The organism is Gallaecimonas sp. GXIMD4217, from assembly GCF_038087665.1.
GTDB lineage: Bacteria > Pseudomonadota > Gammaproteobacteria > Enterobacterales > Gallaecimonadaceae > Gallaecimonas.
In genome coordinates this window covers 621,478-644,008 of sequence record NZ_CP149925.1, presented here as the reverse complement: position 1 = coordinate 644,008, position 22,531 = coordinate 621,478, and the positions used below count along the sequence as shown (strand labels likewise).

Annotated in this window: 25 protein-coding genes; 11 read left to right on the top strand and 14 right to left on the bottom strand. The window is 63.3% G+C overall.

The window, feature by feature from the left end:
• The first annotated feature begins 14 nt into the window (after positions 1-14).
• From mtnN to WDB71_RS03200, 6 genes are read left to right on the top strand one after another with little or no spacing between them, the layout of a single operon-like run.
• The gene (gene mtnN, locus WDB71_RS03225; RefSeq protein ID WP_341503204.1) at positions 15-725 is read left to right on the top strand and encodes a 5'-methylthioadenosine/S-adenosylhomocysteine nucleosidase; all 711 of its coding nucleotides are present in this window, start codon (positions 15-17) and stop codon (positions 723-725) included.
• Positions 712-1,602, top strand: a complete 891-nt coding sequence (locus tag WDB71_RS03220) for a cobalamin biosynthesis protein (protein WP_341503203.1) — start codon at positions 712-714, stop codon at positions 1,600-1,602. The genes mtnN and WDB71_RS03220 overlap by 14 nt, the downstream gene beginning before the upstream one ends.
• A gap of 60 nt (positions 1,603-1,662) precedes the next feature.
• Positions 1,663-2,031, top strand: a complete 369-nt coding sequence (locus WDB71_RS03215) for a rhodanese-like domain-containing protein (RefSeq protein WP_341503202.1) — start codon at positions 1,663-1,665, stop codon at positions 2,029-2,031.
• Between the two features lies 1 nt (position 2,032).
• Positions 2,033-2,410, top strand: coding sequence for a DUF2721 domain-containing protein (locus tag WDB71_RS03210; RefSeq protein WP_341503201.1), 378 nt, complete (start codon positions 2,033-2,035; stop codon positions 2,408-2,410).
• A complete protein-coding gene (locus WDB71_RS03205) occupies positions 2,410-3,075 on the top strand; it encodes a trimeric intracellular cation channel family protein (RefSeq protein WP_341503200.1) in 666 nt (221 codons plus the stop codon). Before WDB71_RS03210 ends, WDB71_RS03205 begins: the two co-directional genes overlap by 1 nt.
• Positions 3,072-3,545 carry a nuclear transport factor 2 family protein gene (locus WDB71_RS03200; RefSeq protein ID WP_341503199.1) on the top strand — a complete coding sequence of 158 codons (474 nt, stop codon included), beginning with the start codon at positions 3,072-3,074 and terminating at the stop codon, positions 3,543-3,545. Before WDB71_RS03205 ends, WDB71_RS03200 begins: the two co-directional genes overlap by 4 nt.
• Positions 3,546-3,587: 42 nt before the next feature.
• Here the strand turns inward: WDB71_RS03200 and tyrS are convergent, their stop codons facing one another.
• Positions 3,588-4,787 (bottom strand): tyrosine--tRNA ligase, encoded by a 1,200-nt coding sequence (gene tyrS / locus WDB71_RS03195; RefSeq protein WP_341503198.1) that lies wholly within the window; start codon positions 4,785-4,787, stop codon positions 3,588-3,590.
• 152 nt (positions 4,788-4,939) lie between these two features.
• Here tyrS and WDB71_RS03190 point away from each other — a divergent pair, with 152 nt between their 5' ends.
• The 4 genes from WDB71_RS03190 (at position 4,940) to WDB71_RS03175 (ending at position 11,757) form a co-directional block, all read left to right on the top strand.
• Positions 4,940-6,244 (top strand): peptidoglycan DD-metalloendopeptidase family protein, encoded by a 1,305-nt coding sequence (locus tag WDB71_RS03190; protein ID WP_341503197.1) that lies wholly within the window; start codon positions 4,940-4,942, stop codon positions 6,242-6,244.
• Positions 6,244-7,311 carry an anhydro-N-acetylmuramic acid kinase gene (locus tag WDB71_RS03185; RefSeq protein ID WP_341503196.1) on the top strand — a complete coding sequence of 356 codons (1,068 nt, stop codon included), beginning with the start codon at positions 6,244-6,246 and terminating at the stop codon, positions 7,309-7,311. Before WDB71_RS03190 ends, WDB71_RS03185 begins: the two co-directional genes overlap by 1 nt.
• A 105-nt stretch (positions 7,312-7,416) precedes the next feature.
• Positions 7,417-10,854, top strand: a complete 3,438-nt coding sequence (locus tag WDB71_RS03180) for an EAL domain-containing protein (RefSeq protein ID WP_341503195.1) — start codon at positions 7,417-7,419, stop codon at positions 10,852-10,854.
• Between the two features lie 63 nt (positions 10,855-10,917).
• Positions 10,918-11,757, top strand: a complete 840-nt coding sequence (locus tag WDB71_RS03175; protein WP_341503194.1) for an ion transporter — start codon at positions 10,918-10,920, stop codon at positions 11,755-11,757.
• 75 nt (positions 11,758-11,832) lie between these two features.
• Here WDB71_RS03175 and WDB71_RS03170 read toward each other — a convergent pair whose 3' ends face one another.
• From WDB71_RS03170 to WDB71_RS03120, 11 genes are all read right to left on the bottom strand, one after another.
• A complete protein-coding gene (locus tag WDB71_RS03170; protein WP_341503193.1) occupies positions 11,833-12,258 on the bottom strand; it encodes a hypothetical protein in 426 nt (141 codons plus the stop codon).
• Between the two features lie 125 nt (positions 12,259-12,383).
• A complete protein-coding gene (locus WDB71_RS03165) occupies positions 12,384-12,989 on the bottom strand; it encodes a DJ-1/PfpI family protein (protein ID WP_341503192.1) in 606 nt (201 codons plus the stop codon).
• Positions 12,990-13,119: 130 nt separating this feature from the next.
• Positions 13,120-13,443, bottom strand: a complete 324-nt coding sequence (locus WDB71_RS03160; RefSeq protein WP_341503191.1) for a hypothetical protein — start codon at positions 13,441-13,443, stop codon at positions 13,120-13,122.
• 245 nt (positions 13,444-13,688) lie between these two features.
• On the bottom strand, positions 13,689-14,066 hold the full coding sequence (locus tag WDB71_RS03155; protein WP_341503190.1) for a VOC family protein: 378 nt from the start codon (positions 14,064-14,066) through the stop codon (positions 13,689-13,691).
• 259 nt (positions 14,067-14,325) lie between these two features.
• On the bottom strand, positions 14,326-14,559 hold the full coding sequence (locus tag WDB71_RS03150; protein WP_341503189.1) for a hypothetical protein: 234 nt from the start codon (positions 14,557-14,559) through the stop codon (positions 14,326-14,328).
• Positions 14,560-14,893: 334 nt separating this feature from the next.
• Positions 14,894-15,307: a hypothetical protein gene (locus WDB71_RS03145; protein WP_341503188.1), complete on the bottom strand. Its 414-nt coding sequence runs from the start codon at positions 15,305-15,307 to the stop codon at positions 14,894-14,896.
• Between the two features lie 143 nt (positions 15,308-15,450).
• The gene (locus tag WDB71_RS03140; RefSeq protein ID WP_341504176.1) at positions 15,451-16,095 is read right to left on the bottom strand and encodes an IS3 family transposase; all 645 of its coding nucleotides are present in this window, start codon (positions 16,093-16,095) and stop codon (positions 15,451-15,453) included.
• Between the two features lie 105 nt (positions 16,096-16,200).
• Positions 16,201-17,118, bottom strand: a complete 918-nt coding sequence (locus WDB71_RS03135; protein ID WP_341501461.1) for an IS5 family transposase — start codon at positions 17,116-17,118, stop codon at positions 16,201-16,203.
• A 33-nt stretch (positions 17,119-17,151) separates the two neighbouring features.
• Positions 17,152-17,295, bottom strand: a complete 144-nt coding sequence (locus WDB71_RS03130; protein ID WP_341503187.1) for a hypothetical protein — start codon at positions 17,293-17,295, stop codon at positions 17,152-17,154.
• 50 nt (positions 17,296-17,345) lie between these two features.
• Positions 17,346-17,504 carry a hypothetical protein gene (locus WDB71_RS03125; protein WP_341503186.1) on the bottom strand — a complete coding sequence of 53 codons (159 nt, stop codon included), beginning with the start codon at positions 17,502-17,504 and terminating at the stop codon, positions 17,346-17,348.
• Between the two features lie 30 nt (positions 17,505-17,534).
• Positions 17,535-17,684 carry a transposase gene (locus tag WDB71_RS03120; RefSeq protein WP_341503185.1) on the bottom strand — a complete coding sequence of 50 codons (150 nt, stop codon included), beginning with the start codon at positions 17,682-17,684 and terminating at the stop codon, positions 17,535-17,537.
• 370 nt (positions 17,685-18,054) lie between these two features.
• On the opposite strand from WDB71_RS03120, the gene WDB71_RS03115 reads away from it, so the two are divergent.
• Complete coding sequence (locus WDB71_RS03115) at positions 18,055-19,155, top strand: ISAs1 family transposase (protein WP_341503184.1); 1,101 nt, start codon at positions 18,055-18,057, stop codon at positions 19,153-19,155.
• 677 nt (positions 19,156-19,832) lie between these two features.
• On the opposite strand, the gene lysS is transcribed toward WDB71_RS03115, so the two are convergent.
• Both lysS and prfB read right to left on the bottom strand, forming a co-directional pair.
• Positions 19,833-21,344, bottom strand: a complete 1,512-nt coding sequence (gene lysS / locus WDB71_RS03110; protein ID WP_341503183.1) for a lysine--tRNA ligase — start codon at positions 21,342-21,344, stop codon at positions 19,833-19,835.
• A gap of 50 nt (positions 21,345-21,394) precedes the next feature.
• Positions 21,395-22,493, bottom strand: a protein-coding gene (gene prfB, locus WDB71_RS03105) for a peptide chain release factor 2 (RefSeq protein ID WP_341503182.1) whose coding sequence is annotated in 2 segments (ribosomal slippage) — positions 21,395-22,417 and positions 22,419-22,493 — 1,098 coding nt in all. Because the reading frame shifts where the segments join, the coding sequence is not laid out codon by codon here.
• Positions 22,494-22,531: the final 38 nt, after the last annotated feature.

Genomic DNA, 22,531 nt, shown 5'->3' with positions numbered 1-22,531 from the left:
CCAAGAGAACAGCCATGAAAATCGGCATCATCGGCGCCATGGAACAGGAAGTGGCGCTCCTGAAGAGTCGTATCGACAACTGCCAGACCGAGGTGGTCGCCGGCTGCGAGATCTACACCGGCCAGCTTGACGGCGTCGAAGTGGTGCTGATGCGCTCCGGCATCGGCAAGGTTGCCGCCGCCGTGGCCACCACCATCATGGTGGAACGCTTCGCCCCCGACTGCGTCATCAACACCGGTTCCGCCGGCGGCTTCGATCCCGAGCTCAACGTCGGCGACGTGGTGATTTCCAGCGAGGTCCGCTACCACGACGTGGACGTGACCGCCTTCGGCTACGAGCTGGGCCAGGTGCCGCGCATGCCGGCCGCCTTCAAGCCCCACCCGGTCCTGGTGGCAGCAGCCCAGGCCAGCATTGAGGAGCTGGGCGACCTGACCTGCAAGGCCGGCCTGATCACCACCGGCGACATCTTCATGTCCGACCCGGAACGGGTCGAGAAGACCCGCGCCGCCTTCCCCGGCATGGCCGCCGTGGAAATGGAAGCGGCCGCCATCGCCCAGGCCTGCCACCAGTTCGAGGTGCCCTTCGTGGTGATCCGGGCCCTGTCCGACATCGCCGGCAAGGAATCCCCCACCTCCTTCGAGAGCTTCCTGGAAACCGCCGGTCGCCACTCCGCCGAGATGGTGATGGCCATCGCCCGTCGCCTCAAAGGCAGTGAACTGGCCTGAGCTGCTGGCCCCCTGGGCGGCCTGGCTGGCCGCCCTGCTGCTGCCGCTGACGCCGCCCTGGCAAGTCTGGCGGCAGCTGGCCGAGGGCCTCGCCGCCAAGGTCAACAGGCCAAACCGCAGTCCCTACCAGCGCCGGCTGGCCGGGATCCTGGCCTGGGCACTGCTGTGGCTGCCGTTTTCGGCCCTGGTCTGGCTGCTGGGCGCCCTGGCCCAGCTTGACTGGCTGCTGGGGGCCTTCTGGCTCTACCTGGCCCTGAGCGATGGCCGCCAGGCCGGGCTCAGGGCCCTGGTCCAGGCCCTGGCCGGCGGCCAGCACCAGTACGCCAAGACGCTGCTGGCCGGCCAGCTCAAGCGCGACACCGACCGTCTCTCCCCCCTGGGCCTGGCCAAGGCCGGCATCCACTGGCAGCTGCGCCTGCTCAGCGACCAGCTGCTGCTGGTGACCATCGCCGTACTGGTCGACCCGGCCCTGGCCCTGGTCCTGCGCCTGGCCCTGGAGCTGGGCGAGGCCTGGCACCCGGCCCGCCCCGGCCTGGGCCCCTTCGGCAACCTGGCCGCGACCCTGGCCGCCGCCCTGCGCCAGCTGGCGACGCCCCTGGTACAGCTGTGGCTGGTGCTGCCGCTGTCGCCCGGGGCCCTGGCCGGCCCCGGCCGGCCCTGGCTGCTGGCCGCCACCGGCCGGGCCCTGGACTGCGAGCTGGGCGGCCCCGTGCTGCTGGCCGGTCGCCGCCAGTTCCGGCCCAGGGTCGGCGGCCGGGCCGCCCCTTCGGGCCAGCACCTGGTCCGGCTCAACCGCATGGCCGCCCTCAGCCTGCCGCTGTGGCTGCTGGTACTGACCCTGGCCAGGGCCAGCTGGCAATGGCTGGGCTGGCAGTAAAGACGGCCGGGGAGTAAACTGGAGGCCCCATCCGAGCAGCCTGATTTAAGGAGCAAAGCCATGCGTCAGCTGATCCTTGCCGTCGCCCTGCTGGCCCCCGCCGCCTGGGCCGTGGAAGACATCGATGCCCAGACCCTGCTGTCCCAGCCCCAGGCCGAACGCCTGATCCTGGACGTGCGTACCCCAGAGGAGTTCGCCGACGGCCATGTGCCGAACGCCGTCAACATCTCCCACACCGAGCTGGAAGGCCGCCTGGCCGAGGTGCTGGCCTACCAGGACAAGCCGGTGGTGGTGTACTGCCGCTCCGGCCGCCGCGCCGGCATCGCCGCCGACATCCTGGAAAAGGCCGGCTTCAGCCAGGTCCAGCACCTGGTCGGCGATTGGAAGGGCTGGCAGGCCGAGCAGCTGCCGGTAAGCAAAGAGGACTGACATGGGCCTGACCCTGACCACGCCGGCGGTGCTGTTCCCGGCGATTTCGCTGTTGCTGCTGGCCTACTCCAACCGCTTTTTGCACCTGGCCAGCCTGATCCGCTCCATGCACGACAAGGCCCATGACGAGCGGATCCGCCGCCAGATAGACAACTTCCGCATTCGCATCAAGCTCATCAAGCGCATGCAGGAGACCGGCGCCATGAGCTTCCTGTTCTGCGTCTTCACCATGCTGGCCCTCTATGTGGGCTGGTCCCAGCTGGGCTGGTGGCTGTTCGGGCTGTCGCTGCTGCTGCTGATCTACTCGCTGTGGCTGTCGGTGCGGGAGATCCACATCTCGGTCAAGGCCCTGGACATCCACCTGGATGAGCTGAGCTGATGGCGACCTGGTTCTATTGGCTGGATCTGTTCGGGGTGGTGGTGTTCGCCCTGTCCGGGGTGCTGATGGCCGGCCGGCTGCGCCTGGATCCCTTCGGGGTGCTGGTGCTGGCCACGGTCACCGCCATCGGCGGCGGCACCATCCGCGACGTGCTGATCGGCGCCCGGCCCCTGTTCTGGATAGCGGATCCCACCTATCTCTGGGTGATCCTGGCCACGGTGGCGGCCTCCATCATGCTGCTGGATCACTTCGCCCGCACCACCGAGTGGCTGAGCGGCCGCCTCACCAGCCGCGGCCTGTCGCCGCGTACCATACTGCTGTGGGCCGACGCCTTCGGCCTGGCCCTGTTCACGGTGCTGGGCACCCAGAAGGCGCTCAGCTTCGACAGCCCGGCCATAGTGGCGGTGGGCATGGGCCTGCTGACCGGGGTGGCCGGCGGCATGATCCGCGATCTGCTGGGGGGCGCCATGCCGCTGATCCTGCAGCGGGAGATCTACGCCACCGCCGCCATCGCCGGCGCCAGCACCCAGGTGGTGCTGCTTTCCTTTGGGCTGCCGTCCCTGGCCGCGCTCTGGGCCGGCCTGGCCACCACCCTGCTGCTGCGCCTGGCCGCCATCAAATGGCACCTGTCCCTGCCGCCCTTCGACCTGAACCGCCAGCCATGAGAACACTGCTGTATCCCTTGCTGCTGCTGTTGCTGGCCCTGCCCGCCCGGGCCCAGGACGCCCTCAACCTGGCCCGGGACTATCTGCAGGCCTATACCGCCATGGATTACGGCCGCCTGGAAACCTTCTACCACTTCGATGCCCGCTTCGAAGACCCCGGTGCCGACGTCCAGGGCAACGGCCAGTACCTGAGTGGCCGCAAGGCGATCATGGCCTTCCTGCGCCAGTCCCAGCAGGGGGTGGCCCAGATCCGCTTCGTGGAAGACCAGCACCTGGTCATCGGCAACTGGGTGGTGTTCATCGGCGAATACCATTACCTGGTATCCGGGCCCCAGTTCGGCCTGGACGCCCAGCCGGTATGGCTGGTGATCAAGGGCATCACCGAGCTCAAGGTGGACACAGGCTCGGGCCAGGTGCGGGTGCACCGGGACATGCTGGACTACGAGTCCATGCCCGAACAGCTGCAATGAAAAAGGCGCCCGCTGGGCGCCTTTTTTCTGGGACCATCGGCCTCAGGCGACGGTGATCCGGGCGAACTTGCGCTTGCCCACCTGGAACACGGCGGTGGTGCCGACAGCCACCACCAGGCGGGTGTCGGTGACCTTGTCGCCGTCCTGCTTGACCGCGCCCTGCTTGATCATGCGCATGCCTTCGGAGGTGGAGCCCACCAGGCCGGCGTCCTTGAGCAGGTTGGCGATGGCCAGGCCTTCGCCCTCGGCCTTGAGTTCCACTTCCGGCATCTCGTCGGGGATGGCGTTCTTCTGGAAACGCTGGATGAAGTCCTGGTGCGCCGCCTCGGCATCGTCCTCGCTGTGGAAGCGGGCGATGATCTCCTTGGCCAGCAGGATCTTGATGTCGCGGGGATTGGCGCCGCCCTGGATGTCGTCCTTGAACTGCTGGATCTCGCTCATGGGGCGGAAGGACAGCAGCTCGAAGTAGCGCCACATCAGATCGTCGGACAGGCTCATGATCTTGCCGAACATCTCGGTGGGGGCTTCGTTGATGCCGATGTAGTTGCCGGCGGACTTGGACATCTTCTTGACGCCGTCCAGGCCTTCCAGCAGCGGCAGCATGATCACCGTCTGGGGATCCTGGCCTTCGGCCTTCTGCAGCTCGCGACCCATCAGCAGGTTGAACTTCTGGTCGGTGCCGCCCAGCTCCACGTCGGCCTCAAGGGCCACCGAATCGTAGCCCTGCAGCAGCGGGTACATGAACTCGTGGATGGCGATGGGCTGGTTGGCGCCATAGCGCTTCTTGAAGTCGTCCCGCTCCAGCATCCGGGCCACGGTCTGGCTGGCCGCCAGGCGCAGCATGCCGGCGGCGCCCAGGCCCTCCAGCCACTCGGAGTTGAAGACGATGCGGGTCTTGGCGGGATCGAGGATCTTGAACACCTGTTCCTTGTAGGTCTCGGCGTTGCGGATCACGTCTTCCTGGGTCAGCGGCGGCCTGGTGCTGTTCTTGCCGGTGGGATCGCCGATCATGCCGGTGAAGTCACCGATCAGGAAGATGACCTCGTGGCCCAGCTCCTGGAACTGGCGCAGCTTGTTGAGGATCACGGTATGACCGAGGTGGATATCCGGTGCCGTGGGATCGGCGCCCAGCTTGATCTTCAGAGGGCGCCCCTCCTTCAGCTTGGCTACCAGTTCTTCCTCTACCAGGATTTCATCCACGCCGCGCTTGATCAGCGCCAGGGCGTCCTGGATATCGCTCATGGTCTTTTTCCTCAAATTGCGAGCCGGTCGACAGGCCGTATAGTGTACTTGAATGGCATGAGGCATTAAAAGTCGATAGACTGAGGGGAAAGTGTGCAATTTCTCCAAAGCGCGTTCGTTCTCAAAGCCTTACTGTTATTGAATTTAAGACCATGCTGCATTATTACCGCGCATTGCCCAAAACCCACAAAGTTCTGGTCAGCAGCCTGACCGGGCTGCTGGTGCTGATGTTGCTGCTGCCCTCGGAAGAGGCGGTGGCCACCCGCGCCCATGACGATGGCACCCGCCTGCAGGTGGGCCAGCGTTATCCCCTTTCCGTCGAAATGCGGAGCCTGCAGAGCGCCGAGCTCACCGAGCAGGACCATGCCCCGGATCTGCGCTGGCAGACCCTGAAGGTGAAAAGCGGCGACAGCCTGGCCAAACTGTTCCAGCGCGCCGGTTTCAGCGCCAGGACCCTGCACCAGCTGATGCAGGACGGCGGCCAGGACGCCAAGACCCTGACCCTGCTCAAACCCGGCGAGGAGCTGCGTTTTGCCAGCAACGGCCAGGGCGAGCTGCTGGCGCTGAGCTATGACAAGAGCAAGACCCAGACCCTGAACGTGGTCAAGGAAGGCGAGGCCTTCGTGCTCAAGGTGGACGAAAAGGCGGTGGAAAGCCGCGAGTACTTCGCCAGCGGCACCATCAGCTCCAGCTTCTGGAACGCCGGCATCGAGGCGGGCCTGAGCCCCAACATCATCGATGGCATAGCCGACGTGCTCGGCTACGACATCGACTTCGCCCTGGAGCTGCGCAAGGGCGACAGCTTCAGCGTGCTCTACGAAAAGGACTATATCGACGGCGACTTCGCCGGCGACGGCGCCATACTGGCGGTGGAGTTCGTCAACCAGGGCGAGGTGTTCCGGGCCGTGCGCCACAGCGACGGCAACTATTACACCCCGGCCGGCAAATCCATGCGCAAGGCCTTCCTGCGCTCGCCGGTGAGCTACAAGTACATCAGCTCCAGCTTCAACCCGCGGCGCCTGCACCCGGTCACCGGCCGGGTCCGTCCCCACAACGGCATCGACTACGCCGCCCGCACCGGTACCCCGGTCAAGTCCTCGGGTGACGGCCGGGTGATCCGTTCCGGCTACACCAAGCTGAACGGCAACTATGTGTTCATCCAGCACGGCAACAACTACGTCACCAAGTACCTGCACCTGCACAGGCGCAAGGTCAAGACCGGCCAGCGGGTCAAGCAGGGCCAGCTGATCGGTACCGTGGGTGCCACCGGCCGGGTCACGGGTCCGCACCTGCACTACGAATTCCTGGTCAATGGCCGCCATCGCAACCCCAGGACCGTCAAGCTGCCCGAGGCCACTCCGGTGCCGAAGAAAGAGCTGGCCGCCTTCAAGGCCGCCGCCAGCGAAGTGTTCGCCCGCCTGGACGGTCACAAGCGCGTGCTGCTGGCCATGAACTGATGCGCTACATCGGCCTGATGTGCGGCACCAGCATGGACGGCATAGACGCCGTCCTGGTCCGCTTCGAAGACGGCCTCCAGCTGGAGGCCTGCCATCTCGAACCCCTGCCCCCCACACTCTGCGAACAACTGCACGGCCTCTGCCAGAGCGGTGGCGATCACCTGGAGGCGGTGATGGCCGCCAGCCTGGCCTTCGCCAACGCCTCGGCCGATGCCGTCAAGGCGCTGCTGGCCAAGACCGGCCTGGCTCCCGACCAGATCCGCGCCATCGGCAGCCACGGCCAGACCATCAGGCACAGGCCGGAGCTGGGCTATTCGGTGCAGATCGGCGACGCCGCTACCCTGGCGGCCCGTACCGGCATAGACGTGGTCTCCAACTTCCGCATGAAGGATCTGGCCCTGGGCGGCCAGGGCGCGCCCCTGGTACCGGCCTTCCACCAGGCGGTGCTGCCGGGCGCCCGGGCGGTGCTCAACATCGGCGGCATCGCCAACCTGACCTGGCTGGGCGAGCCGGTGCTGGGCTTCGATACCGGCCCCGGCAACACCCTGATGGACGCCTGGTGCCGCCGGCACCTGGACAGGCCCTTCGACGAAGGCGGCCAATTCGCCGCCTCCGGCCGGGTGTTGCCCGAGCTGCTGCAGCGGCTCTTGGCCGAGCCCTACTTCCAGCGCCCCTGGCCCAAGAGCACCGGCCGGGAACTGTTCCACCTGGACTGGCTGCAGAGCCAGCTGGACGGCAGCGAAGCGCCCCGGGACGTCCAGGCCACCTTGCTGGCCCTGACAGTGGAAAGCATCGCCCTGCACCTGGAGCGCCTGGCCGCCCGCGGCCAGGTACTGGTGTGCGGCGGCGGCGCCCGCAACCCGGTGCTGATGACGGCCCTGGCCCAGCGGCTGCCGGCCCTGGCCTGGGACAGCACCGACAGCCAGGGTGTGCCCGGCGACTGGCTGGAGGCCATGGCCTTTGCCTGGCTGGCCAAGCGCTTCATGGACGGCCTGCCTGGCAACCTGCCGGCGGTGACCGGCGCCGGACGGGCGGCGGTGCTGGGCCAGCTGACCCCGGCCGGCTAGGCCACCTTGACCTTGCGCACGGGCGTGCCAGTGCCAGCTGGACGCAAAGTGGCCAATAAGGTAAAAAGGCATATCAAATAACAAAACCAATAAAAAAGCCTAGTTTTGCTGCCGCCTAATCGCCTGCTCCGCCTCCTGTTGCTGCCCTGCCTGCTGTCGGCCTGGCTGGCAACGCCCTCCGCCCTGGCCAGGGGGCCGAGCTTCGACGAGCTTTTCCATGGCCAGGACGTGGTCATGCTGCTGATCGATCCGGACAGCGGCGCCATAGCCGACGCCAACCCGGCCGCGGCCCGCTTCTACGGCTACAGCCAGGACCAGCTCAGGTCCATGACCATCCAGGACATCAACACCCTGACCCCGGAGCAGACGGCCCGGGAGAGGCAGCGTGCCGCCCGGGAGGGGCGAAGCTATTTCCTGTTCCGCCATCGCCTGGCCAACGGCCAGGTGCGCATGGTGGAAAGCCATGTCCGCCCCTATGACTTCGACGGCCGCACCCTGCTGCTGTCGCAGATCCACGCCATCACCCCCCGTCCCGGCGAGCTGGGCCATTACCAGCAGCGGCTGGAGATCCTGCTCGACAACCAGAAGGCGCAACTGGAACAGTCCCGGCTGCAACTGCTGTGGCTGCTGGCCCTGGCCCTGGTGCTGCAGGGCGGCTGGATAGGCTACCTGCTGCTGGACCGGCAACGGCGCCGCCGGCTCCAGCATCGCCTCAACAATGCCGTCGCCACCCTGGCCAACATCATGGACTCGGCCACCGAGGTGGCCATCATCGCCACCGACAAGGACGGCAACATCACCGCCTTCAACCACGGCGCCGAGGCCCTCACCGGCTACAGCGCCGACGAGATCCGTGGCCAGCAGCCAGGCCGCTTCATGGTCGAGGAGGAGATAGCCCAGCGCGCCGCCGAGCTGAGCCAGAGCCTGGGCAAGACGGTGGAAGGCTTCCAGGCCTTCGTGGAAATGCCCCTGCGCCAGGGCGCCGAGCGCCGGGAGTGGACCTTGGTGCGCAAGGATGGCCGCCAGATGCCGGTGTCCCTGGTGATCACCGTGATCCGCGACGATACCGGCGGTTTCCACGGCTACCTGGGCATGGCCACCGACATCACCGAACTCAAGCAGGCCCAGGCCGAGCTGGTGGCCAGCGAGGAGCGGCTGCGCACCATCTTCGAGATCCTGCCGGTGGGGATCTTCCTCACCGACAGGGACGGCCAGATCCTCGACTGCAACAGCGCCTCGGAACAGATGCTGGGGCTCAGCCACCGGGAGCACCTGCGGCGCCGCCATGACGATCCCGACTGGCACATCTACCGCCCCGACGGCAGCCCCATGCCCAAGCACGAGCTGGCCGGGGTCCGGGCCCTGGCCGAACAGCAGCCGGTCAGGGACATGCTGATGGAGGTGCGCAAGCCGGACGACAGCGCCTGGATCAGTGTCAGCGCCACGCCCCTGGATCACCCCCGCTACGGCCTGGTGGTGTCCTACGTGGACGTGACCGAGCAGCACCTGGCCAACGCCCGGCTGCAGCTGGCCGCCAGCGTTTTCACCCATGCCCGGGAAGGCATCATCATTGCCGACGCCAGGGGCACCATCATCGACGTCAACGACGCCTTCACCCGCATCACCGGCTACCAGCGTCACGAGGCCCTGGGCCGCAACGCCCGCATGCTCAAGTCCGGCCGCCAATCGCCGCAGTTCTACAAGGAGATGTGGCGCGCCCTGGTCGACCACGGCCACTGGCACGGCGAGATCTGGAACAGGCGCAAGAACGGCGAGCTCTACGTGGAGATGCTCACCATCAGCGCCGTGCTCGACGACGCCGGCCGCACCCGCCATTACGTGGCCCTGTTCACCGACATCACCTTGCTCAAGGAGCACCAGAAGCACCTGGAGCACGTGGCCCACTACGACGCCCTGACCGGCCTGCCCAACCGCATGCTGCTGGCCAAGCGACTGCGCCAGGCCGTGGCCCGCAGCGACCGCACCGGCCGGCCCATGGCGGTGGTGTACCTGGATCTGGACGGTTTCAAGGCCATCAACGACAGCCATGGCCACCACGTGGGCGACGAGATGCTGGTGGCCCTGTCCCGGAAGATGCGCCAGGCCCTGCGCGACAGCGACGTGCTGTCGCGGATCGGCGGCGACGAGTTCGTGGCGGTACTACCGGACCTCGGCCAGCCCCGGGACTGCGAGCCGGTGCTGAACCGGCTGCTGCAGGCCCTGTCGGCGCCGGTGCAGGTATCCGGGCAGATGATGCAGGTGTCGGGCAGCCTGGGCGTGACCCTCTACCCCACCGACGCCGTGGATACCGAGAAGCTGGTGCGCCACGCCGACCAGGCCATGTACCAGGCCAAGCAGGCCGGCAAGAACCGCTACCACTTCTTCGACGTGGCGCAGGACGTGGCCATCAAGGCCCTGGGCGAAAGCCTGGCCGACATCCGCCAGGCCCTGGACGGCGGCCAGCTGGTGCTGCACTACCAGCCCAAGGTCAACATGCGTACCGGCGCCCTGGTCGGGGTCGAGGCGCTGCTGCGCTGGCAGCACCCCAGCCGCGGCCTGCTGCCCCCCAGCGAATTCCTGCCCCTGGTGGCGGAGCGCCGGCTCGGCGCCGACATCGACCAGTGGGTGCTGGGCCAGACCCTGGCCCAGCTCCACGCCTGGCAGCAGCGGGGATTGTGCCTGCCGGTCAGCGTCAACGTGGGCGCGCAGTTGCTGCAGCGGGATGACTTCCTGGACGGCCTCAAGGCGCAGCTGGCCCGTTACCCCGGCTTGCCCAGGGGCAGCCTGGAGCTGGAGGTGCTGGAGACCAGCGCCCTGGAGGACATGGGCCATACCGCCGAGCTGATGCAGGCCTGCCAGGCCCTGGGGGTCCATTTCGCCCTGGACGACTTCGGCACCGGCTATTCATCGCTGACCTACTTCCGGCACCTGCCGGCGGACCAGCTCAAGATCGACCGCAGCTTCGTGCGGGACATGCTCGAGGATCCGGAAGATCTGGCCATAGTGGACGGCGTCATCGGCCTGGCCTCGGCCTTTCGCCGCCAGGTGGTGGCCGAAGGGGTGGAGAGCCTGGCCCACGGCCGGGCACTGCTGTCGCTGGGCTGCGAGCTGGGCCAGGGCCACGGCATCGCCAGGCCCATGCCGGCGAGCGAGCTGCCGGGCTGGGCGGCCCAGTGGCACCCGGATCCCAGCTGGCTGGCTCAGCAGCCCAGCCGCCGGGAGAAGGACAGGCTCTTCGTGCAGGTGGAATACCGGGCCCTGCTCAGGCGCCTGGAGGCCCACCTGGACGGCGATCAGCCGCAGCCGCCGGACTTGGCCGAGCACGACCACCGCTTCCAGGCCTGGCTGGCCGAGGCCGGCTGGGATGGGGAAGCACTGGCGGTTGCCGCCCAGCTGCATCAACAGCTGCACGAACTGGCCCAGCGCCTGCTGACCAACCCCACCGAGCAGCGCCCCAGGGCCAGGCTGAAGGAGCTGGGCGGGCAGTTGCTCGAACGGCTTGAACGGCTGCGCGAGCAGGAGGCCCCCGCCCTGCGGGCTTGACCGGCGCTGGCGGCGCCGCCGCCCTTTGCCTTATTATCCCGGGCGGATGTTCCAGGAGGAAAAATGAACGCCATGTCGCTGTCCGTGACCCGATTCCAGGCCAGGCTCAAGGCCATAGATTCCAGCAAGACCTTTCAGGCCGTCGTCATCTCGGTGATCCTGCTGTCGGCGCTGCTGGTGGGAGTGAAGACCCACAAGCTGCCGGAGAATTTCATCACCGCCCTGATGGTGATGGATCTGGCGGTAACCGTGTTTTTTGCGGTGGAGATCCTGATCCGCTACCTGGCAAGCTCCGGCCCCAGGGCCTTCTTCAAGAACGGCTGGAATGTCTTCGACACCACCATCGTCATCGGCAGCCTGGTCCCCGCCGGCGGCTCTGGGGTGCTGCTGGCGCGGCTGCTGCGGGTATTTCGGGTGCTGCGGCTGGTGTCCATGGTGCCGGAGCTGCGGCTGCTGATTAACGCCCTGATGAAGGCCATCCCCCGCATGGGCTACATCGCCCTGCTGATGTTCGTGATCTTCTACATCTACGCCGCCGTGGGCAGCATCCTCTTCGCCGAGATCAACGAGGAACTTTGGGGCAACGTGTCCATCTCCATGCTGACCCTGTTCCGCATCGCCACCTTCGAGGACTGGACTGACGTGATGTACGAAACCATGGCCGTGCATCCCAGCAGCTGGATCTACTACCTCAGCTTCATCTTCCTTACCGCCTTCGTGTTCCTGAACATGATGGTGGGCACCGTGCTGGACGTGATGGGCAAGGAGCACGAGGCCATGCGCGCCGAGGCCCACGGCGAAAGCCAGGAGGGCGGCGAACCGGCCAGCCGCGCCCAGATAGAGGCCCTGGAGCAGGAGCTGAAGGAAATCAAGGCGCTGCTGCAAGCACAGCGGGCCGGCTGAGGGTCATGCGCAGCTATGGCCGCCCTTGGGCGGCCACGCTCAAACCAGACAGCCGCCGCAAAATCCCCAATCCAATCAGATCCTTGACCACTGCTGGCTCAGGCCGGCCAGATGTACCAGGCCGAAGGTGAGGCAGATGGCCGAACTCCACAGCCAGAAGGCCTGGCCCTGCTCCATGGGCTGGGTCATCAGGTAGAAGCCACCCAGGCCGCGGACGAGATAGACGCCGGTGATGGCCACCAGGGCGATGCGCAGCAGCGGCGGCCGGCCAATGAGCCCGGCGCCGGCGAAGGCGTACAGGGACCACAGCCCCAGCACCGTTGCTATGCCGGACGTGACCAGGGTCGGCGTCAAACTGCCCTGCTCAGCTAGGGTCGCCATCTTCTCCCCGGCCCCGAAGAAGCGGTACCAGGGCGCACCGAACCAGATGCAGCCCAGGTGCAGTAGTGCCGCCAGGGCGCTGAGCACGCCGCCGGCCAGCAGGTAGGGGTTCACGGTCATGGGCAAGGTCCTTTTCGTTGCGTCGCTTCTGGTTACAGCGGCTTGTGGGAATAGCGGCGCATCAGGCCGAAGCCGGCCAGGATGACAAGGCCGGGCGCCAGCTCTGTGGCCGGCCACCCGACGCCTCAATGGCGAGCTGCGGCGGCAAGCGACGATGTGATCAGCCCTTCGAATACATCCTGCTGGCCGGCCGGCAACAGCTGCCTGTGGATGGCCTTGCGCTTGTCGACGCCGTGCAGGCGCTCGGCCACCCAGCCGGTCAGGTAGAAGGTCGACAGGCAGCCGCCGGCGGTGGCGATGTTGCCTTCCACCACCAGGGCCTGGTCCAGGACCTCGCCGCCCAGCTCCTCCAGGTGCGCCTTGGCGTCCGGGTGGGTGGTCATCTTGAGCCCGTCGAGCAGGCCCAGGTGATGGAGAATGAAGGAGCCTGCGCAGATGGAGCCAAGCAGCTGCCGGCTCGGATCGAGCGCCAGGGCGGACATGAACTCCCGGTCGGCCAGGGCCGCCGGCAAGCCCTGATAACCGCTGCACAGCAGCACCACGTCCGCCTCGGCCACCTCACGGACATGGCCGTCGGTCTGCACGGTAGAACCCAGGGAGGATCTGTGCTCGCGCTTGGTGCCGAGAACCCTGACGGTCCAGCCGTCCTTGCCACGACCGAGAATGTCGCGCATGAGATAGAAATCGACGTCGGTGAATTCGTCGAAGATGACAATGGCTATTTGATACATCAACTACATCCTTGCATTGAATGGACAGGCCACCAGGCAGTATTGACGCCGGCCTGGAGGCATCGTCGGTGGTAACCAGGCGCCTTAACGTGCCGCGCCTTCGCGGCCAAGCCCGGCGCCTGTCAGTTGCTCAGTTGCGGGCCAGGAGCGCCAGCCAGCTGTCGGGCTCGGAAACAATGAACTGGTAGCGGCTGCCGTCATCCAGCTCGATCTCGATACCTTCCGAGGTCAGCGGCAGCACCCCGCCGCCCTTGCCCCAGCAGCGCTCGGCCCGGATGATGGCGGCACGCGCCAGGGCGTAGGGCCCCAGCCCCAGCTGCTTGTTGAAGGGCTCGAAGTGCAGGCTGCCCGCCGTCAGCCACAGCTTGCCGTCCGCCCGCACCGCGCCCTTCTGGACGCTGACATGGCTTGAGGCTTCGATGGTTTCTTGGCTAAGGGTCTGGTCCTGTTCCATGGTGGCAACTCCTTCTTGGCCTATTGCAGGTCCTGCCATATCCCATCATAGGGCGGGATAGTTCACAGACATGGGTGACACATTAGTTCAGCAACATGGGTAACACCAAGTCCGCTTCTTTTTCTTAGTCAAACAGGATCAAGAGGTTACCTTCATCGAGTTCCCCTGGGGGGCATGACATTCTTGCTCGCCCAAGAAAGTCACCATGCCCTGCACGTATTTCGTCCCATGGAGGGCTGAAGTCACTAGGCCTCGGGCTTATGGCACACCACTTCGATATTGTGGCCATCCGGACCTATGACAAAGGCGGCATAGTAGTTCTCGTGGTAGTGCGGGCGCAGGCCAGGCGCACCATGATCCTTGCCGCCCGCCTCCAGCGCCGCACGATGGAAGGCGTCGACCTGCCGGCGATCCTCGGCCACGAACGCCAAATGCAGATGGGCCGGCTTCTCCTCGCTTTGGAACAGGATCAGCGAGACTTCGTCGTTCTGGCGGACCATTTCGACACCGTAGGATGGCTCTCCCTCGCCACAAACAACGACGCCAAGCGGTTCGAGGGCCTTGAGGAAGAAGGCCTTGCTTGCAGCAAAGTCGCTGACGCCGAATTTTACGTGGTCGAACATGGGTTCTCCTGGATTCTCTATGCCCGGACGAGGCCTAACGCCGTAGCCACTGTCCTCCGGGGATCTGTCATTGCCGGGAAGAAAAACAGCCCTGATATCGGCACGCTAGCATGGCACCGCCACTCGTACAAATTACAACCAGCTCAATTACGTGCGACAGCCTGGATCGCCCGTAGTGCATCGCAGGATGAAGGTGAGCCTTGAGGCATTGATGGCGACTTGGGGAAAATACGGCGCCATGCCCTTCGGCAATTGTCCCCTATGGGCCAATTGCGTTGATAAAGCCATCCCTGTCGCCGACATGCACCACAAACTCCCGAGCGCAGAAGGTACCCGCATAGCGAACCCGCACGCCCCAGGGTGTTTTCGAACAGGAAATCAGCCGGTTCTTTTCGAATTCCCAACCGAGCCCAAACAGTTCGGGCAGGGTGAAGACACTAAACGGGAAATGCATGCGGGCGATCACCCAATCTTGAATGACTCTCACCCACATGCAGTTTCGCCCTACGACAATGAGGCCTCTGCAGTAGGCCGGATAAGCGCTCACCCACTTGGACTCGAATACGGTAGGCCCCGAACTTGGGCAAAGAATTGGATACCCCAACGACAGCCGCACGAGGACTGAACAGCCGACTAACGCGAGGATAGCCAGTAGCGATGCCATACGAAGAGCAAGCTTACCTTCAAAAACGAAGGCGTCGATGACACCTGAAAAAACTCAGGGCAGTTTCCTCCCAACCGACGAGCTGAGAGACACCATGATTAAAGTGGTTCTCACCCCATTTATACGATTGCCTAACCAATCATCAAGGACCCAACAGTTATATTTACGAACGCAATGTTTTCTTGCTAAAAGGCGACCGAAAATTACCACTCAAAGTAGTAAAAGATAGAGTTATAGAAACACCAGTGCAAAGGTAATAAAGCTGCACAATGAAAATCTCTAATTCACTATACGCAGCTACGCCTTCAAACAATGAGACTAATAACCCGACAAAACTTAAAGCTGCAAATATATTCCTGGCAATCAAGTTATAACTTAGCATTACCAGAGCTGCAAGCTGTAAAGGACCGACAATCGACAATTTGAACCAATGCTGTATTTGTGAGTTGAAGCCATGCCACTCCATTGCACTCATAATGTCGCCACTATACTCCCAGCCTCCTGTCATATAATTCAGGAAAAAACTAGAAGACAAAAGAACAAGGGTTGATATCTTAAAGATTATTTCAGCTTTCATCCAAAGTCCATTTAGAAAAAATAACGCTTTGCCAAGGGGCAATTGACTGCTGACTATACTTGCGCGAAGCGCCAAGCCAACAGTTAATTTTCCCAGTGAGTTTGCGAATGATGTTCACCCGATAAAACGGACACGTGTTGTTGTTAAGCGGCTTGCTCATACTGTATCGGCGATACGTAATCGAGGCTACTGTGCAGCCGCACCTTGTTGTAAAAACTCCGGATGTAGTGGCCGACCTGGTGACGTAACGCATCCACGGTGGCGAAATGGCTGCCGTGTATCAACTCGGCTTTCAGTGTCTTGAAGAATGATTCCACTTCCGCATTGTCGGTGCATTGTCCTGGCCGGTTCATGCTATGGCGAATGCGGTACCTACTCAGCCATTGCTGCATGGCCAACGCCCTGAATTCGATGCCCCTGTCGGTGTGCAGTATCAATCCCGGCCTTGGCTTTCTCTGCTTCAGAGCCTGATACAGAGCCGCTGTTGTCAGTTTGGCATTGAGCTTTTCATGCAGCGCCCAACCGACGATTTTCCGCGACCACAGGTCCACTATCACCGCCAGGAAGACATGCCGACGATCAAAACGGATGTAGGTAACATCGCTGGACCACTGCTGGTTTGGCCCGGTCGGCTTGTCGCTTTCCAGCCGATGGTTGGGCAACACCTTCAGCTCGGCACGACGTTTGGTCATGCGCCGGTAAACCTGCTCGACGCGGGCTTTAAGGCCAGCTTCGCGCATTAACCTAGCTACCCGTTTGGCTCCCACCCTGGTGCCTTCCTGGCGCAGGGCGCGATGGATTTTTGGGCTGCCGTAGCGGCATTTGGCCTGCTTAAACGGCGTTGTTGATCAAATCAGTCTCTGGACGGCCCAACCCCCAAGGCCGCCAGGCCCTTAGCCGACCTGCTGGCGTTCGGGCATACCCAGTCCTATGACTTTGTTCATCACCTTCACCCCGGCCAGGGCTTCGGCAACCTGGCCGTTGTAGTCGCGCAGGCTCAGCTTTGGGCCAATCAGCTGCTTGTAGCGGGACATCGCCGTTTCTGCCAGGGAACGCCGGTGATAGCCACTGCGACTTTTCCATTCATCAAGGCGACCGGCCTTGAGCGCCGCCACCGCTTCGTTTCTGGGATGGCCATCCTCCCAGAACCCTGCTGTCTTGCGCGGTGGAATAACAGCCCTGGCGCCCTTTCTCATTACCAGCCGATGGCACCCCTTGCTGTCGTAGGCACCGTCGGCACTGACTCGTTCGATGCGACGGCGAAGCGGGTTCAGCAGGAACGGCAACACTTCGTTGTCGCCGACCTTATCCAGGCTGACTTCGGCGGCAACGACGGCATGACTGTCGGCATCCACCGCCAGGTGCAGCTTACGCCAGACGCGCCGCTTCTCCTTGCCGTGCTTGCGTGTCTTCCACTCCCCTTCGCCGAACACCTTGAGGCCGGTGGCGTCAATGACCAGGTGGGTCATGTCGCCCTGGCTGCGCCGGCGATAGCGGATAGTCACCGTCTTGGCACGCTTGCTGATACAGCTGTAACTGGGCGAGGACAGCGGCACCTCCATCAGTCGAAACAGGGAGTTGATAAAGCCCTCCAGGGCCCGCAGCGGCAGGTTGAAGAGGCCCTTCAGCATCAGCGCCGTCTCGATGGCGGTATCGCTGTACTCAAAGCCTCGCCCCCGGCCACCGTGGTGCTGCTGGCAGCGCCAATGGCGGATGGCGGCCTCGTCCATCCAGACGGTCAATGACCCCCTGTTGACCAATGCGCGGTTGTACGCTGCCCAGTTGCTGATCTTGTGTCTGGCCTTGCCCATCCGTTGTTTCCCGTGAGTGCGACGCGGATCAGATCACGGCAACACGGAATGGTTCAACGATTTGGGAAACAACGCCTGCTTAAACAGGCGATGGATATCGGCCAACAGCGCCTGGTCCTGCTGCCGGCGCTGGCTTGGTTGCCGTTTGAGCCAGTCGTAGTAGCCACTGCGCGACACCTTGAGCTCCGCGCAAAGCCGTTTAACCGGGAGCAAGGGCTGGTGCCGCCTTATGAAACGATACCTTTGCGCCGTTCCTCCGCCTGGAAACGTTGCCACTTTTTTAGGATGTCGTTCTCCATCTCAAGTTCGGCGATGCGCTTCTTCAGCTGCTTGAGTTCATCCTGCTCTTTGAGCTTGCCCTCGGGCTTGGGGATCTTGTTGGACATGCCGTACTTACCTTCACGAAACTCTTTGCGTCAACGAGACAACATGAAGGGGTGAATGTCCAGTGCCTCGGCCACTTCCTTGACGCTGCGGTGGGCCTCATGACTCCACAACACGGCCTTGACCTTGAATTCAACGCTGTATTGCTGGGTGCGTTTTCCTGTCTTGTAAGCGGGCATCATCAACCTCTTTGGGTGTTAGCGATGCGTGTCCGTTAAAGCGGGTGAGGTCCAGAACGCTCTTGAACGACTTGTTAGGTGGCATGGTTTGGCTAATCAATTTCTACCTCGTGCTCTGCTTCAGACTCGGACTCTTCCTCAGAAGAATCGCCAAACCCAGGGCCGGAGACTCCGCCTCTGAGTATTAACAAGGCCGCAAAGAAGATTGCCGCCAGAAGGAACCCATCCAGGAGCTTAAAGCCAGCAGAAAAGTAAACGATTACGGCAGTTGCTAAGGCAGGGCCGGATCATACTTTGTTCTTTGTTAACGGCAGGGAACTATCTCGCTTGGGCGTGATCCGATCCGCCATGTTACTCTGCCGGCTCCACCCCCATGTCCTTGTTTGACCACTTGACCCTCATCGAAGATACCCGCTCCCCCATCAACCGCCAACACAACCTCGTCGATGTCATCTTCTTGGTGATGTCTGCCATGGCCTCTGGCTGTGAAGGCTGGCTTGATATCGAAGAGTTCGGCCATGAGCACCTGGATTGGCTCCGCCAACACCGGCCATTTGAAGCGGGGATCCCCACCCGCCATTCCATCGCCCGCATCATCAAGGCCGTGGATGCACAATGCCTCGTACTGGCCCTGTTTAGCTGGGTCAATCACTTGCGCCAAGCCAATGGCCGCCAGCTCATCGCCATTGATGGCAAGACCCTGCGCGGGGCGGTCAATCAACAAGGTAAAGAGCAAGCGCTGCACCTGATCTCGGCCTTCGATACCGAGCAGGGTGTCACCCTGTTCCAGCAAGCCACGGCAACCAAAGGAGGAGAGTTGGTTGCGGTGCGAGAGCTGCTGACCATGCTGGATATCCGCGACGCCGTGCTGACCTTTGACGCCTTGCATTGCAACAAGGAAACACTGCACCAGATCAGCAAGCGTAAGGGCGACTACATCGTCCAGGTCAAAGGCAACCAGCCGAGCTTGCGTGAGGCCATAGAAGAGATCTTCCAGCCCTATTGGGATAGCGGTGCAGCGGGACTCCCCCAGCATGAGCAAACGGAACAAGGCCATGGCCGGCAGGAGCGGCGGACGGTGTTCCAGTTGCCGGCCACACTGTCCAAAGAGCTGGCGAAGAAGTGGCCGTCGGCGAAGTCCGTTATCGCGGTAGAGCGGGAGCGCCGCCACCAGGGGCGGACGAGCATCGACACCCATTACTACCTGAGTTCATTGGATATCGACCCAGCGTTTGTGTCAGACGGGATCCGCCAGCACTGGCATATCGAGAACCAGCAGCATTGGGTGCTGGATGTGACCTTCAGGGAAGACTGCAGCCGGATAGGCGACCGGGAGAATGCCAAGAAGATGGCGTTACTACGACGGATCGTGCTGAACCTGCTCCAGCAGCACCCACTGCAGGTCAGCAAGCCGAGCAAGCGGCGGAAGGCGGCCTGGAACGGGAAGTTCAGGTCAGAACTGTTCTTTGGTTAATGGATTTAACAAAGCATAATCCGGCCCTGAGGGGCGAAAACGCGCCAGAACAGGGAGGCTGAACGAGATCAACTGTATGGATATACAATTTCGGTTTGCCCGCTTCCCTGCTGGCCTTGGACAGCCAAGGCGATTAAATCCCTCTATTTCACCAGATTACGAAGAATGCCGTTACCGGGCAACCTCTGCCTTGGATGATGGCCGCGCAGCGGCCACGATCGCCCGTTGAGAGTGCCGAGCGCAGCAGGTGCGATAGGGGCAAACCGGCAGGGATGCCGGTTTAGGGCCTGCCGAACAGGGACGTGAGTCTGGCCCGTGCCCCGGCAAGCACCAGCAAAGCGAGGGGTGAGCGCGTTAAGAAATGGGCCAGTGGCCCATTTTAGCTAGCGAACGCGAGCAGCTTGCCTGCGAGCTGGAACGCCGCAGGCCACTCGAGCCGGGCCGCCCTTCTTTGGTGACTTTCTTGGGCGAGCAAGAAAGTCACGCCCCCGCAGGGGAGTTCGAAGAAAGCAACTCATTGATTCAAAGGAACAAGCAATCCCAACCAGCAAGCTGTTACCCATGTCCCCGAACTTATCCGCTCCCCATGTATGTGACCCCTCTGCACAGACACCAACCGCCAGCCAATAAAAAAGGCCGCCGCAGCGACCTTCTCAATAAGCAGGTGACAAGGCCGCTCAGGCCTTGGGACGCATATGGGGGAACAGCAGTACGTCGCGGATGGAGGGGCTGTCGGTGAACAGCATCACCAGGCGGTCGATGCCGATACCCTCGCCGGCGGTGGGCGCCATGCCGTGCTCCAGGGCGGTGATGTAGTCGGCGTCGTAGAACATGGCCTCGTCGTCACCGGCTTCCTTGGCCTCCACCTGGGCGCGGAAGCGCTCGGCCTGGTCCTCGGCGTCGTTGAGCTCGGAGAAGCCGTTGGCCAGCTCGCGGCCGCCCACGAAGAACTCGAAGCGGTCGGTGACGAAGGGGTTGTCGTCGTTGCGGCGGGCCAGGGGGCTCACCTCGGCCGGGTAGGCGGTGATGAAGGTGGGCTGGATCAGCTGCTCTTCGGCGGTTTCCTCGAAGATGTAGGTCTGCAGCTTGCCGAGGCCGTCGGTCTTGTTGACCTTGACGCCCAGCTTCTCGCAGATGGCCTTGGCGCTGTCGAAGTCGGTGACGTCCGCTTCGGTCAGCTGGGGGTTGTACTTGAGGATGGCCTCGACCATGGTCAGGCGCTCGAAGGGCTTGCCGAAGTCGTAGTCCACGCCCTGGCTGTGGAAGGCGCTGGTGCCCAGCACTTCCTCGGTAACGGTGCGCAGCATGGCTTCGGTGAAGTCCATCAGGTCGTGGTAGTCCGCGTAGGCCCAGTAGAATTCCAGCATGGTGAATTCCGGGTTGTGGCGGGTGGACAGGCCTTCGTTACGGAAGTTGCGGTTGATCTCGAACACCTTCTCGAAACCGCCCACCACCAGGCGCTTGAGGTACAGCTCGGGCGCGATGCGCAGGAACAGCTGCATGTCCAGGGCGTTGTGGTGGGTGGTGAAGGGACGCGCCGAGGCGCCGCCGGGGATGGTCTGCATCATCGGCGTTTCCACTTCCAGGAACTCGTTGCCGGTCAGGAAGCGGCGGATGGAGTCGATGATCTTGGAGCGCACGATAAAGGTGTTGCGGGACTCTTCGTTGGCGATCAGATCCAGGTAGCGCTGGCGATAGCGGGTTTCCTGGTCGGACAGGCCGTGGAACTTGTCCGGCAGCGGGCGCAGCGCCTTGGTCAGCAGCTGGATGTCGTCCACCTGTACCGACAGCTCGCCGGTGTTGGTCTTGAACAGCACGCCCTCGGCGCCGATGATGTCGCCCAGATCCCACTTCTTGAACTCGTCGTTGTAGAAGCCTTCGGGCAGGTTGTCGCGGGCCACGTAGACCTGGATACGGCCGCTGCCGTCCTGGATGGTGGCGAAGCTGGCCTTACCCATGATGCGGCGGGTCATGATGCGACCGGCGATCTTGACGCGAACGGGCTCGCCCTCGGCCAGCGCTTCCTTGGAAAGCTCACCGTATTTGGCCTGCAGATCGGCGGCGTGGCTGTCCTTGCGGAAAGCGTTGGGGAAGGCCTGGCCCTTGGCGCGCAGGGCGTCGAGTTTTTCCTTGCGAACCTTGAGCTGTTCGTTCAGATCCAGTTCCGGGTTTTGACTTTGTTCGGTCATGACTCTCAAACCATTGATAAGGCTAGGGGGGAGTGGCCTCCCCCGGTTTCTCAGAGGCCGGCCTTGAGGCTGGCTTCGATGAAGCGATCCAGGTCGCCGTCCAACACCGCCTGGGTGTTGCGGGTTTCCACGCTGGTGCGCAGATCCTTGATGCGGGAATCATCCAGCACGTAGGAGCGGATCTGGCTGCCCCAGCCGATATCGGACTTGGACTCTTCCAGTTTCTGCTGCTCGGCCATGCGCTTCTGCATCTCCAGCTCGTAGAGCTTGGCCTTCAGCTGCTTCATGGCGTAGTCCTTGTTCTGGTGCTGGGAACGCCCCTGCTGACAGGCCACCACGGTGTTGGTGGGCAGGTGGGTGATCCGCACCGCGGACTCGGTCTTGTTCACGTGCTGACCGCCGGCACCGGAGGAGCGGTACACGTCGATGCGCAGGTCGGCCGGGTTGATCTCGATCTCGACGCTGTCGTCCACCTCGGGGGAGACGAACACCGACGAGAAGGAGGTGTGGCGACGGCCGCCGGAGTCGAAGGGACTCTTGCGCACCAGGCGGTGCACGCCGATCTCGGTGCGCAGCCAGCCGAAGGCGTATTCGCCCTGGACGTGGACGGTGGCGGACTTGATGCCGGCCACTTCGCCCTCGGACAGTTCCACTATCTCGGCCTTGAAGCCGTGGCTCTCGGCCCAGCGCAGGTACATGCGCAGCATCATGTTGGCCCAGTCCTGGGCCTCGGTGCCGCCTGAGCCGGCCTGGATGTCCAGGTAGGCGTTGCTGCCGTCCATCTCGCCGCTGAACATGCGGCGGAATTCCAGGGTGGCGAGCTTGTTTTCCAGCTCGTCCAGCTCGGGCTGGATCTCGTTGAAGGTGTCTTCGTCGTTTTCCTCGACGGCCAGCTCCAGCAGGCCTTCGACGTCCTCGACGCCCTGGTCCAGGGCATCTATGGTGCCCACCACGGCTTCCAGGGCGGCCCGCTCCTTGCCCAGGTTCTGGGCGCGCTCGGGCTCGTTCCAGACGTCGGGCTGTTCCAGCTCGGCGTTTACTTCTTCCAGACGCTCTTTCTTGGCGTCATAGTCAAAGGTACCCCCTCAGGACGTCTGTCCGCTCAGACAGCTCCTGGAGTTTGTTCTTGATCGGGTTTACTTCAAACATTGAATCGGCTCTCGGCGTGCGAAAAGCAAAAGAGGCAG

What these genes read in the sequence shown, in the direction of transcription:
- mtnN (WP_341503204.1), top strand. Translation starts at nt 15, where the DNA reads ATGAAAATCGGCATCATCGGCGCCATGGAACAGGAAGTGGCGCTCCTG.
- WDB71_RS03215 (WP_341503202.1), top strand. Translation starts at nt 1,663, where the DNA reads ATGCGTCAGCTGATCCTTGCCGTCGCCCTGCTGGCCCCCGCCGCCTGG.
- WDB71_RS03210 (WP_341503201.1), top strand. Translation starts at nt 2,033, where the DNA reads ATGGGCCTGACCCTGACCACGCCGGCGGTGCTGTTCCCGGCGATTTCG.
- WDB71_RS03205 (WP_341503200.1), top strand. Translation starts at nt 2,410, where the DNA reads ATGGCGACCTGGTTCTATTGGCTGGATCTGTTCGGGGTGGTGGTGTTC.
- WDB71_RS03200 (WP_341503199.1), top strand. Translation starts at nt 3,072, where the DNA reads ATGAGAACACTGCTGTATCCCTTGCTGCTGCTGTTGCTGGCCCTGCCC.
- tyrS (WP_341503198.1), bottom strand. Translation starts at nt 4,787, where the DNA reads ATGAGCGATATCCAGGACGCCCTGGCGCTGATCAAGCGCGGCGTGGAT.
- WDB71_RS03190 (WP_341503197.1), top strand. Translation starts at nt 4,940, where the DNA reads ATGCTGCATTATTACCGCGCATTGCCCAAAACCCACAAAGTTCTGGTC.
- WDB71_RS03185 (WP_341503196.1), top strand. Translation starts at nt 6,244, where the DNA reads ATGCGCTACATCGGCCTGATGTGCGGCACCAGCATGGACGGCATAGAC.
- WDB71_RS03175 (WP_341503194.1), top strand. Translation starts at nt 10,918, where the DNA reads ATGAACGCCATGTCGCTGTCCGTGACCCGATTCCAGGCCAGGCTCAAG.
- WDB71_RS03170 (WP_341503193.1), bottom strand. Translation starts at nt 12,258, where the DNA reads ATGACCGTGAACCCCTACCTGCTGGCCGGCGGCGTGCTCAGCGCCCTG.
- WDB71_RS03165 (WP_341503192.1), bottom strand. Translation starts at nt 12,989, where the DNA reads ATGTATCAAATAGCCATTGTCATCTTCGACGAATTCACCGACGTCGAT.
- WDB71_RS03160 (WP_341503191.1), bottom strand. Translation starts at nt 13,443, where the DNA reads ATGGAACAGGACCAGACCCTTAGCCAAGAAACCATCGAAGCCTCAAGC.
- WDB71_RS03155 (WP_341503190.1), bottom strand. Translation starts at nt 14,066, where the DNA reads ATGTTCGACCACGTAAAATTCGGCGTCAGCGACTTTGCTGCAAGCAAG.
- WDB71_RS03150 (WP_341503189.1), bottom strand. Translation starts at nt 14,559, where the DNA reads ATGTGGGTGAGAGTCATTCAAGATTGGGTGATCGCCCGCATGCATTTC.
- WDB71_RS03145 (WP_341503188.1), bottom strand. Translation starts at nt 15,307, where the DNA reads ATGAAAGCTGAAATAATCTTTAAGATATCAACCCTTGTTCTTTTGTCT.
- WDB71_RS03135 (WP_341501461.1), bottom strand. Translation starts at nt 17,118, where the DNA reads ATGGGCAAGGCCAGACACAAGATCAGCAACTGGGCAGCGTACAACCGC.
- WDB71_RS03125 (WP_341503186.1), bottom strand. Translation starts at nt 17,504, where the DNA reads ATGTCCAACAAGATCCCCAAGCCCGAGGGCAAGCTCAAAGAGCAGGAT.
- WDB71_RS03120 (WP_341503185.1), bottom strand. Translation starts at nt 17,684, where the DNA reads ATGATGCCCGCTTACAAGACAGGAAAACGCACCCAGCAATACAGCGTT.
- WDB71_RS03115 (WP_341503184.1), top strand. Translation starts at nt 18,055, where the DNA reads ATGTCCTTGTTTGACCACTTGACCCTCATCGAAGATACCCGCTCCCCC.
- lysS (WP_341503183.1), bottom strand. Translation starts at nt 21,344, where the DNA reads ATGACCGAACAAAGTCAAAACCCGGAACTGGATCTGAACGAACAGCTC.